The sequence below is a fragment of the Rhizobium freirei PRF 81 genome (genome assembly GCF_000359745.1).
Taxonomy (GTDB): domain Bacteria; phylum Pseudomonadota; class Alphaproteobacteria; order Rhizobiales; family Rhizobiaceae; genus Rhizobium; species Rhizobium freirei.
Genome location: NZ_AQHN01000089.1, coordinates 462,501 through 476,058 on the forward strand (window position 1 = coordinate 462,501; position 13,558 = coordinate 476,058).

Consider the following 13,558-nt stretch of genomic DNA (forward strand, 5'->3'; position numbering starts at 1 on the left):
GGACCGCAAGGAGGCAAAGCCGACGCCGCGGGACAGAAAACAACAAATCCTGCCCCCCGCAACCAAACTTCCCCCAGGAAAATTAAAACTGATATCGCTCCTGGCCGGAGCGCAGCCGCATCGCGAACGAAACAAAGCCGGGACAGCAACGGCACGCCTAGCATTTCCGTTTTTCTCTGAATCGCGGAAACGCTCTATCTTCTTGTTTTCTTACGCATTCTAAACAGAAAATCGCGGCGCGCTTTTCCTGAAAATGCTCTAACAGACTGGAGTGGATGGGCCACTTCGCCGGCTATCTTTTAGCGCTCTGGCTCCATTATGCAGCATTGCTCAGGCACCGGCACGAGCACAGCGGCATCTCCCGCACTCATCGGCTCCGACAAGGGGCCGTTGGCAACGATATCGCCGGCCGCCGTTTTGCACTGAAACTGATAGGCGCGGCCGAGATAGGTTCTCGTTCCGAGGACCGCCGGCAATCCATTGCCTTGGCGCCGAACCAAGAGGCCGTCCGCGCGGCAGCCGAGGATAAAGCTGTCCGGGATGGTCCCGAAATCCTCTTGCGAGAGGTTGATTCGCGCACCTCCCGCACCCTCCGCCATGACCAATGCACCTTGGCGCTCGATGACCCGCAACGGCAGCAGGTTTTCGAAGCCGACGAAACGGGCGACGAAGCTGTTGGCAGGTTTGCGGTAAAGGACTTCCGGCGTATCGAGCTGCATGATGCGGCCGGCATTCATGATGGCGACGCGATCGGAGATCGAAAAGGCCTCTTCCTGATCGTGCGTCACGTAGAGCGACGTCGTGCCGTTGGCGCGCTGCAGCTGCCGGATCTCGACGCGCATGTCGATCCTGAGCTTGGCATCGAGATTGGAAAGGGGCTCGTCGAACATCAGCAGCGGCGGCTCGATCACAAGCGCGCGGGCGAGTGCGACGCGCTGCTTCTGGCCACCCGACAGAGCGGCGGGCAGGCGGTCGCCGAGGCCGGAAAGGCCGACGCGTTCCAGCATGGCTCCCGCCTTCCGTTGGCGTTCCGGGGTTGCCATCCGCCGCTGCTTCAGGCCGAAAGCGACGTTTTCGAGCACCGTCAGATGCGGAAACAGCGCGTAATTCTGGAACACCAGGCCGATATCCCTGGCATGCGCCGGCAATGCCGTGAGGTCGCGATCGCCGAGCCTGATGGTGCCGCTCGTCGGCTGCAGGAAGCCGGCCACAAGCCGCAGCGTCGTCGTCTTGCCGCAGCCGCTCGAGCCGAGCAGCGAGACCAGCTCACCGGCGCCGACGGAGAGCGAGAGATCCTGCAATACGGTCGTCTTGCCGTAATGCGCGCTGATGGAAGTGATGGAGAGCGATACGGTCACGGCGGCTACTTTGTCAGGAAGGTGAGGCCCAGGGTAGCTTCGACGATCGCCATGACGGCGACGGTGACGAACATCAGCAGCACGGAGACCGAGGCGATGGTCGGGTCAAAGAACTGTTCCATATGGGCGAGGATCTGGATCGGAAGGGTGGAAATACCGGGGCCGGTCAGGAAGACCGAGACCGAGACATCGTTGATGGAGGTGATGAAGGCGAGGATGAAGGCGGCGATGACGCCAGCGCGGATATTTGGCAGCACCACGGTCAGAAAAGTCTTCAGAGGCGGGCAGCCGAGGCTGATGGCGGCCTCTTCGACCGAGAAATCGAAGCTTGCAAGGCTGGCGCTGACGACGCGGACCGAATAGGGCAGCACTAGCAGGGCATGGCCGATCAAGAGGCTCGGGAAGATCGGCAGGCCGAGCCCGATGGTGATCGATTTCATCAGCGAAAAGCCGAAAACAATTTCCGGGACGAGGATCGGCAGGACGAAGAGCGTCGAAAGCCAGCGCGGCAGTTCGACCCTGTAGCGGCTGATGGCATAGGCCGCGGGAATGCCGATCAGCAGCGAAAGCGCCGTTCCGAGGAAGGCAAGCTCGAGGCTGGTGATCGCCGTCGTGCGGAAGGCCTCGATCTGAAAAATGTTCGAGAACCAGTGCAGCGTCAGTCCCTGCGGCGGGAAGGTGAGGTAGGTTGTGTCGCTGAAGGCAGCACCAATGATGATGACGAGCGGCGCCAGCAGGAACAAGAAGACGCAGACGGTGAAAGCGATGAGCGCGGGGTGGACCGTCCTTGTCATGATCATACCGCCATCGGGTTCAGCCGCCGTGCGATACGGCTCATGATCGCCACGATCCCGATCGTCACCACGACCATGATGGCAGCGATCGTCGATGCGCCGACCCAGTCGAAGGTGACCATGGCGCGCTGGTAGAGGAAGGTGCCCATCATCATCTGCTTTTCGCCCCCAAGCAGCTGCGGCGTGGCATAGGAGGTGAAGCTGCCGGTAAAGACCAGCACCGCGCCGACGATAAGGCCCGGCGTGGCGAGCGGCAGGATGACCTGCCGGAAGGTCGCAGCCGGCGTCGCGCCGAGCGAGGTCGATGCCTGAATGAGATCCTGCGGTATGCCTTCAAGCACGCCGACGAGGGTCAGGATCATCAGCGGCACGAAAAGGTAGACCATGGCGACGATCACCGAGCCCTCGGTGTAGAGCATCGACAACGGCTGACCGATGACACCCGTCGAAAGCAGAATGGTGTTGAGAATGCCATTCTTGCCGAGAATGATCAGCCATGCGAAGGAGCGTACGACCACTCCGGTCAGCAGCGGAAAGACGGCGGCGATGATCATCACGCTCTTGGCGCGACTTGGCATCTGCGCGATCACATAGGCGGCGATGAAGCCGATGATCAAAGAGATCGCCGTCGTGATCAGCGCCACTTCGATCGTCCTGAAGAGCACCGTGCGGCGAAAGCCGCTGGAAAAGAAAGTGACGTAGGGGGAAAACAGGCCCTTGGGCTCACCGAAGGTCGCCGCGATCGTGATGATCACCGGTACGAGCAGGAACAAGGTCACGGCGATAATTGCCGGCGCTGTCAAACCCCATTTTGCAAGATGCTTCATCAGAAGAATTCCGTAAGAGTGCCGCAGGCTGGCTGCGGCACGCCTTAGTTACATGCCGAAGATCTCGTTCCAGCGATCGACCCAGTCCGATTGCGCTTCGTTGAGCTTCTGGTAATCGATGCGGCTGAGCTTGGCGATCATGTCGGGGCCATAGGTCCAGAGCTTGGCCTTTTCAGGCGTCAGCGCCACCTTGGTAGAGACAGGTGCGTCGACGCCCTGTTCGGCTTCCATCTGCTGCACGTCCTTCGACAGGACGAAATTGATGAACTGGTGGGCAAGCTCGACGTTTTCCGAGCCCTTGGGGATGTTGACCGTGTTGAGGGTGGCGATATCGCCGTCCTTCAGGTCGGCCCAGGCCATGGTGGGAACGGCCGCGCGCATCGATGTCAGAACGAAGTCCTGTGCGAGAGCCACCTTGACCTCACCCGTCGAGATCAGGTTCACCAGTTCGGAGCCGGTATTGTAGTTCTTGACGACATTCGGCTTCAGCGCCTCGATGGCCGCGAAGGCCTTGTCGGCATCCGCATAGGAATCCACGCCGGCATGTTTGCCGGCTTCGAGCACCGTCAGCGGCCCGGCTGTCGTGGTGATGCCCGGAAGCGAAATAGCGCCCTTCAGGTCGGCGCGCCAGAGATCGTTCCAGGAGGTGATCGGCGGATTGACCTTGGCCGTATCGTAGACGATGCCCACGCGGCCGATCGTATAGGCAGGACCGTAATTGCCCTGCGGTGCCTTTGCGAGGTGGTAAAGATCGGCGAGGTTCGGGACCTTGCTGCGGTCGATTTCCTGAAAGAGACCCTGCTGAATGCCCACTTGCGAATAGCTGTCGGTCAGGTAGATGACGTCGACACCCTTGCCGCCGCGCAGTTTCAGCTTGTTGAGACGGTCGGCATTGTTGCCGGTTTCGAAAACAACGTCACAGCCGCAGATCTTTTTGAACGGTTCGACGATGTTGGCCTGCATCTTCTCGCCGTTATAGCCCCACCATGAAACGGTAAGCGTCTTTGCCTGGGCGTAAGCCGGTAGGGCGGCGGTCGCAGCAATAATCGCAAAGCCCGCGACACGAGCAAGAGAGAGGCCCTTCATCATCGATCCTTTAGTCAGTGAAATCCTGCAGATGCTTCAAGCTTGCAGGATACTATTTTTCGAGCATCGGCTTTACAAGCCCAACAATTGAGCACGCAGCAGTTTTTCAGGCTCGTATGGACGGATCAGGTATTTGGGCGCGCCGCGGGGTCGGGAATGCAACTCATTGAGATGGTTTGCTTTCCTGAAGGTCGAGTAAGCGGCTTTACACATCGGATCGCCATCTTTACCCTCAGCGGATCGAGTTTCCTGCAGGCATGCCAATCATGACATCTCCTAGCGCAAACCTTCCCGACGATCTGCTTGTGAATGCGGCGGACGAGGTGCTGATCCGCCAGGATCTGACCCTGACCGCGCTCGGTCGCCGCCCCGCCGACCGCTCGCTGCGCGTCGGCCGGCTGCTCGATGTGCATAGCCGCACCTGGCTTGAAGATCAGGAGATCGTCATCAAGGGCAGGCGGATCGCCCATGTCGGCCCCGCCGGCAGCTACACCGGAGAGGTCGGCGAACGCCTGCATGAGCCGCATCTTGCGGCCGTCCCAGGCTTTGGCGAGGCGCACAAACACATCGAAAGCTCGCATCTGACGCCGGAGTGGGAAGCGGCCCTCGTCATGCCGCTTGGCGTGACCTGGACCTGCGAGGCAAGTCATGAATTCTCCAATGTGAACGGTGCCCGCAATCTCGAATTCTGGCTGGAAGCGCGTCGCCGCGGTTCGCCGATGAAGATATTCCCTCTGCCGGGCTCCGCCGTGCCGCCGACCGCTTACGAATGGGGCGGCGGTCACTTCGGCTATGACGAGCAGAAGGCTTTTCTCTCCGAAAGCCTGATGGTCGCAGGCCTTGACGAAGTGATGGATTGGCCATCGGTCAGCAATCCCGAGAATCCGGCTTACGATCGTCTCTGGGGCATGATCCAGGCAACCTTTGAGCAGCGCGGCGTCGTCGAGGGGCATGGGGCGGGCTTGCGCGATCTGGCGTCGATCAATGCTTTCGCCGGCGCGGGTCTCGCTTCCGATCACGAAGGCTGGTTTCTCGACGAAATTTGGGAAAAGCTGACGCACGGCCTGTTCATCGAGCTTCGGCCGCATTCCCTGCCAGAGGTCATTCAGGGGCTGGTCGCCAAAGGCCTGTCCGACTGGTCGCAGATCGCTTTCGTCACCGACGACCGCAGCGCTTCCGACACATTGAAGATCGGCGCGACCGATCACAATGTCCGGCTTGCGATCGAGAACGGGCTGGCGCCTGAGATCGCCATTCAATGCGTGACGATCAATCCCGCGCGGCACATGCGGCTCACGCCCTGGGTCGGTTCGATCGCGCCCGGTCGCTTTGCCGACATCGCGCTTCTGGATGATGTGAAGACATTGTCGATCGCCAAGGTCTGGGCGGATGGGAAGCCGGCTTCCGAAGGCAAGACCTTCGTCGGTGTTCGTCCCGAGATCGACTGGCCGGACTGGGCGACGAAGACGGTCCGGATCGATAGAACGGTCTCGGCTGAGGATTTTCGTATCGCAGCGCCTTCGGATGCTGCCACGGCGAAAGCTGCGCTGCTGCGGCCGTTCCACTGGGCCGACGATTTCATCACCATGGATCTGCCCATCCGCGATGGTGCCGTTCAGCGCGATCCCGACCGCAACGTTACCAAATTCGCCATCGTCGACCGCTTCTCCGGCGAGGCCAAGGTGGGCCGCATGTTCTGGCTCGGCACCGGGCCGCGCACGCCCGATACGGCGCTCGGCGCCACGCTCGGTCATGACAAGCACAATATCTGGGTCGTCGGTTCTTCGGATGAAGCCATGGCGATGGTCGTCAACGCGCTCAACGAGCAGCGGGGCGGCTGGGTGCTGGCGTCAGGCGGAAAAGTGATCGCTCGCGTCCACTACGAAGTCGGTGGCCTCATGACCGCGAGATCGGCTGAAGAGCTGGATGCCGAAATGCAGAAGCTGTATGAGGCTGGTGCCGGCATCGACTGGATGTACGAGCCGACATTCTCGCCGCGCTGGTGGCCGGGCTTTCCGGAGCGCCTCTCCTTTGCGACGCTGACCTGCGCGCCCTGGCGCTGGGTTCTGGTGGCCCCGTCGGAAAGAGCACCGGAAGGCTTCGTCAATGTCGCGACCGGAGAAACCCATCCCGTCGTCTGGTAGGTATATCCTCGAAATTTTCATGGATATCCTTCCGCGGATTTTGGTCTTGCGGGGCTGGCCGCGGGCAATCCGCATTCGTTCACCGTGAACGTTTCCGATAGCCCTTGACGAGTGCATCTGGTTTTATAATTATCCGTTTGGTTACTTGTGTCGCGCATCGGTGGCGGGAAGAGGGTGGAGCGCACCTTGCTTCCGAGCTTGCCGGCCGACATTGGCAACCAGGCGGAGGAGGCCGTGGTGACTGTCGTTGATAATGATATGCCACGGATGACGTTGGCATTTTCTACGCTGGGATGCGCGGATCTTGAACTGGACCAAGCCCTTGCCTTGGCGGCGCATCACGGCCTCGACGCTATCGAAATTCGTGCCCTCGGCGGCACGATCGATCTGGCGACCTATTTCACCGAAAGGTTCGGTTCGCCGGCCGCCCTTGCCCGTGCATTGCAAGAGTCCATCGTGGGCGTCTGCGCCTTCAACACCTCGTTGCGTCTCGTCGGGGCGACATCCGAGGCCAAGGAGGCGTTCCTGCGCTATCTGCCGTGGGCCGAAGCCGCGGGCGTCCGGTCGCTGCGAGTTTTCGACGGCGGTGAAACGGGCGCTGAGAAGGAGTTGGATGAAGCGCTGTCGACGCTGCGGTGGTGGGACGAAACAGCCAGGCGAGAAGGCTTTACCGCCGAGATGGTCGTCGAGACGCATGATTGTCTGGTAGCGCCCGACGCGATTGCCCGCTTTCTGCAGGCAGCACCCGATTGCGCGCTGATCTGGGATACGCATCATACCTGGCGCAAGGGCGGACAGGATCCAGCCGAAACCTGGAGGCAAGTTCGGCGCAATGCCCGCCATCTTCATGTGAAGGATAGCGTTTCCAAAGCGGGCTCGCGGTTGCCATATAGCTATGTGCTGCCGGGCAGTGGAGAGTTCCCCATGGCGGCGTTGCGTTCCGCGCTTGCTGCGGACGGCTATGCTGGCGTTGTGAGCTTGGAATGGGAGAAACTGTGGCACGCCGAATTGCCGCCATTGGATTTGGCTCTTCAGGCTGCACGACAAAGCAGCTGGTGGCCGCAGGAATTGCGCGGCGAATGACCTGTGAAGCCTGTTAATATCCTGGTTGAATTGCATATGACAAGAATGCGTAGCGGTTGACTTTTGCAATGGGTTGCTGGTTATTGTATTAGCAACAAATAAAAGAAGATCGTCAATGGCGTGGCGGCGCCTGGTTGACGAAGGTTCTTGCTGCAATATTTCCAGCTCGATGAAGAGGCCCCTAATGACTAGGGTTTGAGGTATCTGGAAGATGGATGAGGCAGATTCAAAGCGCCAGAAATCTGACGATTCGGAGCCCATCGCGCCGTTTCCAGCCACCGTTGCTTGCCTCCCGAGTCCTGCCCAAAATCTGCTCCCTGATGAGGGGATAATTGATGAACGGTAAGGCGAGCCGCAGTGAGGAAGGGCATAAGGACCTGATCTTAAAGGCGATTGCCGAGGGCGGCCTGGGATTTGCCACCCAATGGGTCCATGACGCGGAGCATATCGAGAAGGTATTTTATGCCGAAAGCCTCGCGCGCGTGACCGAGGCGGACGGAACAGTGCATCCGGCAGGCGCATTCGTCTCGCTCCTCGAGCGACAGGATCGTTGGTTCGCGCTGGATCTGCACATTCTCGATATGGTGCTTTCGGCTCTTGCCGCGGACGAAACGCTTGTCCTCGGCTGCAATCTGTCGGTTTCCGGCCTGTCTCAGCCGGATCGATTCGCAGATATATTCGGCCGAATCACCCGCCGGCCGGAGCTTGCCGCCCGGCTGATCGTCGAGGTAACGGAAAGCTACCCGCTGGTCGGCGCCGCCATCGAGCGGGTGAAGATCATCCGCTCGCTCGGCTGCCGCATCGCGATCGATGATTTCGGCTCGGGCTTTGCCACGCCGGCATCGTTGCTGCAGGTGACCGCCGACATCGTCAAGATTGATGCGGCATTTCTGCGGGACAACAGGCGGGGCCGCGATGGACATGACAGCCTGTTCCATCTCGTTGGCTTTGCCTCCTGTTTTGCGCCTTTCGTCGTCGTCGAAGGCATCGAGACCCAGGCTCAGCTCGGTGCCGCCCGCGCGGCGGGCGCAACCCATGTGCAGGGCTTCCTTTTGTCAAAGCCGGCGTCGTTGCCGAAGCTGCGCCGGCACAAAGGCAAGATCGGTCTGCGGGGGGTGGAATGAGCCTTTCCGCCTTAGTTGGGCCGAATGAGGTCGCAACCCCTGTGGCCGCTGCGGGAGAGGCAGGCGCCGGCCGTGCGTCGAAACGGCATGCGGCGCCCGCATGGGTGTTGCCATGATGCGGCCGCCGCTTTTTGCTTCGGATTATCGCGCGTCCGCCGCGCGGGCAACGCGCGAGCTAAAGGTGAAAACGCTGCTGCGCGCCTTGGTGGGCCGGCTGCACGATGCGCTTACCACCGGCGATAGCGCGCTATCGGTCGCGTTTTCCGGCGGGACCGCGCCGCATATTCTCATTCGGGATGCATCGGCGGAGGTCGTGGGGCGTGTCACGATAGATGACGAAAGCGACCTCTATGTCTTCTGTGAATTCGAGGACGGCGCTACGGACGTCGTCATCGCGACGGCAAGCGAGGACAGATTGCTCGAAGAGCTCGTCCTTCATCTTCGGGACGGACAGCCGGCAAGTCAGCCCGTCGACGCGGCAATCGGCATGCTCGTCGGTCAGACCATCGAGGATGTCGAGCGCAAGCTTATCCTTCAGACGCTCCGTCATTGCAAAGGAGATCCGACACATACGGCATTCATGCTCGGCATGCCGCTCGTCACTCTCTGCAAGAAGCTGTCGGCCTATCTTGCGGAATCAGCCAGCGAACTGCCGCAGGTTGCGGCGGTTACCGGGCTTGCAACGGGAGCCTACCGGCTATGATCGCGGCCCTACCTGGTGCGGACACAGTCTGCCCCGGCAGCAATGCTCAAGATGACGCGCCTTGAAGATGGCGTAACCTGAAACGCTTCGACATCCGGCTGCGGATACCCACTTGATGCAATCGAGCGGAGCCACGTGCGAGGAACCTTAGGAGATCCGGAAAAGATCATGGATTCTTTCAGTGAGAGAAAAATGCCCGCCTCACCGCAGCTGCATTCATTGTTGGATGCCTGCGTGAAAATCGTTTCGGCCTATGTCAGCCACAACACGATACCGGTCGCGAGCTTGCCAAAGCTGATCAAGGATATCTACGAGGCACTGTATGCCTTGGACGGGTCCGCCCCTGCCGTCGAACGGAGTAGTCTGGTGCCGGCCGTGGATTTGAAGAAATCGGTGACGAACGACTACATCGTTTGTCTCGAGGACGGCAAACGCTTCAAAACGCTGAAGCGTCATCTGCGCGTGCATTATGGCCTGACGCCCGAGGAATACCGGCAGAAATGGGGGCTCGCCCCCAGTTATCCGATGGTCGCACAAAACTACGCGAACCGCCGCTCGGAGCTGGCGAAACTTTCCGGCCTTGGCGCCAGTGGCAGCCGCAAGGAAACCGTTGACTCGTGATTATGCCCGAGAGATCCCGCGGCTTCTGACGAGTGGCGGTGCATGTTTCGCCATGCGCAGTAGAACCGCGGCATGTGCCGGTCTCTCGCAATAAAAACGGCGCCCTCTGGGGCGCCATTGTCTTTCAAAATATTGCGCAGCTCGGCCGAAGACTGCTTGAATGCGCCGATCAAAAGACCTGACGGAGCATGATGAACAGTACGAAGGCGAGCGCGATCGAAGCCGGGAGCGTCAGGACCCAGGCCATCAGCATGTTGCGCACGGTCGACCATTGCAGGCCCGAGCCGTTCGCCGCCATGGTGCCGGCGACGCCGGAGGACAGGACGTGCGTGGTCGAGACCGGCAGGCCGAGATGGTCGGCAGCGCCGATCGTCAGCATGGCGACCACTTCGGCGGCAGCGCCCTGCCCATAGGTCAGGTGCGTCTTGCCGATCTTTTCGCCGACGGTCACGACAATGCGCTTCCAGCCGACCATGGTGCCGAGGCCGAGTGCCAGTGCGACGGCAACCTTCACCCAGAGCGGGATGAACTTGGTCGTGTGATCGACGGCGGCGTGATAGTTGGTGACGGCCTTCAGGTCGTCGGCGCTCATCGGCAGCAGCTTCTGCTTGTCGATCAGCTTCAGCGATTCACCGATGAGGTAGATGTCGTTGCGGACGTTGCTGACGAGCCCGTTCGGCAGCTTCTCGACGCTCGGATAGGCGGCAATCTCGGCGCTGGTGGCGTGGATGTAGGCCTGGAGCGCCGGCGTTGTCGCGTCCGTCCAGGTCTTGCTCTTCACGGCCGCGCTGACGGCAGCCTTCGGATCGGCGGGCACGGCGACGCCGGGCTTTACATATTTGCCGAGCACCGTCTCGACCTGCACGGAGGCAGCTTTGTAGGCATCGAGATAGTTGACGTCGGGCGTCCGGTTCAGTGCGAAGGCGGTCGGGACGAGACCGATGAGAATGAGCATGATCAGGCCCATGCCCTTCTGGCCGTCGTTCGAACCGTGCGCAAAGCTGACGCCGGTGCAGGTGAAGATCAGCAGACCGCGGATCCACACCGGCGGCGGTGCATTGCCCTTCGGTGCTTCATAAAGTGCCTTGTTGCGGATCAGCACCTTGGCGACCAGAAGCAATATCGCGGCTGCGCCGAAGCCGATGATCGGCGACAACAGCAGCGACATGCCGACGCTGCTGGCCTGCGACCAGTCGACACCGCTTGTGGCGGAACCGGTGGGCGCCAGGAACTGGTTGGCGAGACCGACGCCGATGATGGAGCCGACGAGCGTGTGCGAGCTTGACGCCGGCAAGCCGAGATACCAGGTGCCGAGGTTCCAGAGAATGGCGGCGGTCAGCAGGGCGAAGACCATCGCAAGACCCGAGCCGGAGCCGACCTGAAGGATCAGTTCAACGGGCAAAAGCGCCAGAATGCCGAAGGCGACCGCGCCTGAAGAGGTCAGCACGCCAAGGAAGTTGAAGAAACCGGACCACATGACCGCGAATTCAGCCGGCAGCGAGCGGGTGTAGATCACGGTTGCGACCGCATTGGCCGTATCGTGGAAACCGTTGACGAATTCGAAGCCGAGCGCGATCAAGAGGGCGAGGCCGAGCAGAATCCATGGAACCGCCGCCGCTTCGGCGAGATCGCTGCCGAGAGCATAGCCGACATAGGCGAGACCGCCGAGGACGACAATGCCGAACAGCGGCAGAAACCACTTTGTCGAGCCGGCTGCACCGTGAATCGGGTGACCGGCGTTGCCATTCTCCGAACTGCTTGAAGCGAGGTCGACCATCTCAAACTCCCTTATGGCAATTGATATTTCCGGTGTAAGCCCCCTTCGTGAAACTCTCGTGACGCGCGAGCGAGGCCGAACATCCTGTGCGCGCAGGCTGTCATCTCTATCTGATTTGCGCGACGGACGGTGTTTTGCCGGCGGGCTGGCGTCGAGCCAATCATGATTTTGCCGCCAAAACGCCTTTTTCGGTTCAGCCGGCGTTCATACCTTCAAGGGTTAAATCCAGCGTGCAAGGGACTTGGATAGAGGACCATTAAAGATGAAATCGACCGTGTTTGCCATCGCTGCATTGCTCGGCGGATTGGCTATGTCGTCGGCAGAAGCAATGCCCGTTCCCGCTGTCGGGACAACGGCCGGAGTGACAGCGCCCGGAGCGCCGATTGTGAATGTTGACTATGCCTGCGGCCGCGGCTGGCACATCACCCGCTGGGGTGAATGCCGCCCGAATCGCTGGGGTCCGCCGCCGCGCCGCTGGGGTTACTACAGACCGCCACCGCCGCCGCCATGGGGTTGGCACCATCGCCGTCATCGCGATGACTGGCGTGAAGACGGTTGGCGTGGGCGCCCGCGCGACTGGTAAGTCAGTTTGACAGGTAAAGCGAAAAACACCGCCGCGTTCAGCGGCGGTGTTTTTTTAGGGGTAGTGGCTAATCCGCAATGCGCGCCGCCAGCCATAGGCCGGCTCCGGCCGCCATCAAGGCCGAGAGGACCGCCATCAGGCTTTTGCCGTGCGCAACGATGCCGGCCAGCCTCGGCCTGACCAGATCGGCCGTATTGAAGCTCTCGCCGCTGAACTTGCAGAGAACAAGCGACAGATTGTTGCGAGCGAGGACGGCGTCGATGTCGGAAACGAGATCCCCGACGGAAGTCTTGTCCCCGTCCATCGTCCGCATCTGCAGCAATACGGCCTTGGCTGCTGCAAGATAGGCATGCGAACATTCGTTGAAGGGGCTTTCCTCGTCGCTGACGCTGCCCGGCATGATGCCCCAGAGGCAATAGGCTCGCTGGATCTGCGCGAAATTCAGAAGCCGGCGAAAGGTCTCATCGGTGTTCGACACATCTTCCGCGGCCGCGATGATCCGGCCATAATAGGGCGCAATCAGCGTCATTTCGCCATGGGTAAGGCTTGGTATCGGAATGCCGGCATGGCTCCCGGAGGAGCTGCCGCCATGGGCTGCAAGCACCGTCGGCCAGACCGATAAAACGAGGCAGATGGCGGCCAGCAGCGCGCCGCGTCCGGATCGGCGTTTCCCGCGCCCGATCGGGTGCGCGGGAGGCGACGGCTGCATCATTTCAGGCCCGGCGCAGCGTAGCGTTGCCGCGGTAGCGCGTCAGCGGCAATATGCGTTCCGCCCATGCGCCGAAGGCAAGCCCGAGCGTGGCCCACAGGATGGCATGCATCCCGAGTGAGGTGATGCGGAAGCGCCAGAGCACCACGGCTGAGAACTGTTCCGGCACTTCGTTGATCGACGGGAGCAGAGACTGGATGAGCGCGACGAAGAGGATGTAGCCGATGCCGGCAATGATCGCGCCGTTCCAGGTTCCATAGCGTGCCGCCAGGCGGCGGCCGAAGCCGACGGCGACGATCATGCCGACGATGGAGGCGACGATCATGATGAAGAACAGCTCGGTTCTCGCGCCGATCGTATCGGCATTGCCGACGGCCGGTGGATTAGCCGGATACTTGATGTCCGGAACGAGCGAAATCGCCACGAAGGCAGCGAGCGCGAGCAGCGCCGCCGTGCCGCGCGCGCCGTGCGGGCTGATGCGGCCGTAGACGAAGGAGAAGACCAGCGCGAACAATCCGCCGATCGCCGTAGAAAAGATCACGCTGCCGGTGAAGAGACCGATGCCCGCCTGCGTGGCACGGCTGACGATTTCCGGTTCCGGCGCCTCGCCGGCCGCCTGCGCGGCCTTTTCTTCAAAGCCGATGGCCCAATCGACCAGCGGCTCGCCGAAGGTGTGGGCGAAGGCAAAAACGAGAATACCGGCAAGGGCCCCGACGATCATGCCGCGGAGCAAAAGACGTCCAACCATG

The 13,558-nt window shown here is 61.1% G+C and carries 13 protein-coding genes; 6 read left to right on the forward strand and 7 right to left on the reverse strand.

Going from position 1 to position 13,558, the window contains the following annotated elements; all coding sequences use genetic code 11:
• Positions 1-299: 299 nt before the first annotated feature.
• The 4 genes from RHSP_RS29910 to RHSP_RS29925 are packed head-to-tail and all read right to left on the reverse strand — an operon-like array spanning position 300 to position 4,065.
• Positions 300-1,358, reverse strand: a complete 1,059-nt coding sequence (locus tag RHSP_RS29910) for an ABC transporter ATP-binding protein (RefSeq protein WP_004127866.1) — start codon at positions 1,356-1,358, stop codon at positions 300-302.
• Positions 1,359-1,363: 5 nt separating this feature from the next.
• Positions 1,364-2,155, reverse strand: coding sequence for an ABC transporter permease (locus RHSP_RS29915; RefSeq protein ID WP_037155524.1), 792 nt, complete (start codon positions 2,153-2,155; stop codon positions 1,364-1,366).
• Positions 2,155-2,979, reverse strand: a complete 825-nt coding sequence (locus RHSP_RS29920; protein WP_004127872.1) for an ABC transporter permease — start codon at positions 2,977-2,979, stop codon at positions 2,155-2,157. Before RHSP_RS29920 ends, RHSP_RS29915 begins: the two co-directional genes overlap by 1 nt.
• Before the next feature lie 48 nt (positions 2,980-3,027).
• Positions 3,028-4,065, reverse strand: a complete 1,038-nt coding sequence (locus RHSP_RS29925; protein WP_004127876.1) for an ABC transporter substrate-binding protein — start codon at positions 4,063-4,065, stop codon at positions 3,028-3,030.
• 266 nt (positions 4,066-4,331) lie between these two features.
• Between RHSP_RS29925 and RHSP_RS29930 the strand changes: the two genes are divergently transcribed.
• The 5 genes from RHSP_RS29930 (at position 4,332) to RHSP_RS29950 (ending at position 9,740) form a co-directional block, all read left to right on the forward strand.
• Complete coding sequence (locus RHSP_RS29930; RefSeq protein WP_037155526.1) at positions 4,332-6,209, forward strand: adenine deaminase; 1,878 nt, start codon at positions 4,332-4,334, stop codon at positions 6,207-6,209.
• A 237-nt stretch (positions 6,210-6,446) separates the two neighbouring features.
• The gene (locus tag RHSP_RS29935; RefSeq protein ID WP_240535538.1) at positions 6,447-7,292 is read left to right on the forward strand and encodes a sugar phosphate isomerase/epimerase family protein; all 846 of its coding nucleotides are present in this window, start codon (positions 6,447-6,449) and stop codon (positions 7,290-7,292) included.
• A 335-nt stretch (positions 7,293-7,627) separates the two neighbouring features.
• Positions 7,628-8,416: an EAL domain-containing protein gene (locus RHSP_RS29940; protein ID WP_037155313.1), complete on the forward strand. Its 789-nt coding sequence runs from the start codon at positions 7,628-7,630 to the stop codon at positions 8,414-8,416.
• Between the two features lie 100 nt (positions 8,417-8,516).
• Complete coding sequence (locus RHSP_RS29945) at positions 8,517-9,119, forward strand: helix-turn-helix domain-containing protein (protein WP_004127886.1); 603 nt, start codon at positions 8,517-8,519, stop codon at positions 9,117-9,119.
• Positions 9,120-9,287: 168 nt separating this feature from the next.
• Positions 9,288-9,740, forward strand: coding sequence for a Ros/MucR family transcriptional regulator (locus tag RHSP_RS29950; protein WP_004127888.1), 453 nt, complete (start codon positions 9,288-9,290; stop codon positions 9,738-9,740).
• Positions 9,741-9,909: 169 nt separating this feature from the next.
• On the opposite strand, the gene RHSP_RS29955 is transcribed toward RHSP_RS29950, so the two are convergent.
• Positions 9,910-11,517, reverse strand: coding sequence for an inorganic phosphate transporter (locus tag RHSP_RS29955; RefSeq protein WP_004127890.1), 1,608 nt, complete (start codon positions 11,515-11,517; stop codon positions 9,910-9,912).
• Positions 11,518-11,779: 262 nt separating this feature from the next.
• Between RHSP_RS29955 and RHSP_RS34145 the strand changes: the two genes are divergently transcribed.
• Positions 11,780-12,100 (forward strand): GCG_CRPN prefix-to-repeats domain-containing protein, encoded by a 321-nt coding sequence (locus tag RHSP_RS34145; RefSeq protein ID WP_004127895.1) that lies wholly within the window; start codon positions 11,780-11,782, stop codon positions 12,098-12,100.
• A gap of 67 nt (positions 12,101-12,167) precedes the next feature.
• On the opposite strand, the gene RHSP_RS29960 is transcribed toward RHSP_RS34145, so the two are convergent.
• Together RHSP_RS29960 and RHSP_RS29965 are read right to left on the reverse strand one after the other, a co-directional pair.
• Positions 12,168-12,809: a hypothetical protein gene (locus tag RHSP_RS29960; protein WP_004127897.1), complete on the reverse strand. Its 642-nt coding sequence runs from the start codon at positions 12,807-12,809 to the stop codon at positions 12,168-12,170.
• 4 nt (positions 12,810-12,813) lie between these two features.
• Positions 12,814-13,557: a CbtA family protein gene (locus RHSP_RS29965; protein WP_004127899.1), complete on the reverse strand. Its 744-nt coding sequence runs from the start codon at positions 13,555-13,557 to the stop codon at positions 12,814-12,816.
• Between the last annotated feature and the right edge of the window lies 1 nt (position 13,558).

Excerpts from the sequence above, each read along its gene's own strand:
- RHSP_RS29955 (WP_004127890.1), bottom strand. The coding sequence starts at position 11,517 with ATGGTCGACCTCGCTTCAAGCAGTTCGGAGAATGGCAACGCCGGTCAC.
- RHSP_RS29950 (WP_004127888.1), top strand. The coding sequence starts at position 9,288 with ATGGATTCTTTCAGTGAGAGAAAAATGCCCGCCTCACCGCAGCTGCAT.
- RHSP_RS29930 (WP_037155526.1), top strand. The coding sequence starts at position 4,332 with ATGACATCTCCTAGCGCAAACCTTCCCGACGATCTGCTTGTGAATGCG.
- RHSP_RS29960 (WP_004127897.1), bottom strand. The coding sequence starts at position 12,809 with ATGCAGCCGTCGCCTCCCGCGCACCCGATCGGGCGCGGGAAACGCCGA.
- RHSP_RS29965 (WP_004127899.1), bottom strand. The coding sequence starts at position 13,557 with ATGGTTGGACGTCTTTTGCTCCGCGGCATGATCGTCGGGGCCCTTGCC.
- RHSP_RS34145 (WP_004127895.1), top strand. The coding sequence starts at position 11,780 with ATGAAATCGACCGTGTTTGCCATCGCTGCATTGCTCGGCGGATTGGCT.
- RHSP_RS29940 (WP_037155313.1), top strand. The coding sequence starts at position 7,628 with ATGAACGGTAAGGCGAGCCGCAGTGAGGAAGGGCATAAGGACCTGATC.
- RHSP_RS29925 (WP_004127876.1), bottom strand. The coding sequence starts at position 4,065 with ATGAAGGGCCTCTCTCTTGCTCGTGTCGCGGGCTTTGCGATTATTGCT.
- RHSP_RS29945 (WP_004127886.1), top strand. The coding sequence starts at position 8,517 with ATGGGTGTTGCCATGATGCGGCCGCCGCTTTTTGCTTCGGATTATCGC.
- RHSP_RS29920 (WP_004127872.1), bottom strand. The coding sequence starts at position 2,979 with ATGAAGCATCTTGCAAAATGGGGTTTGACAGCGCCGGCAATTATCGCC.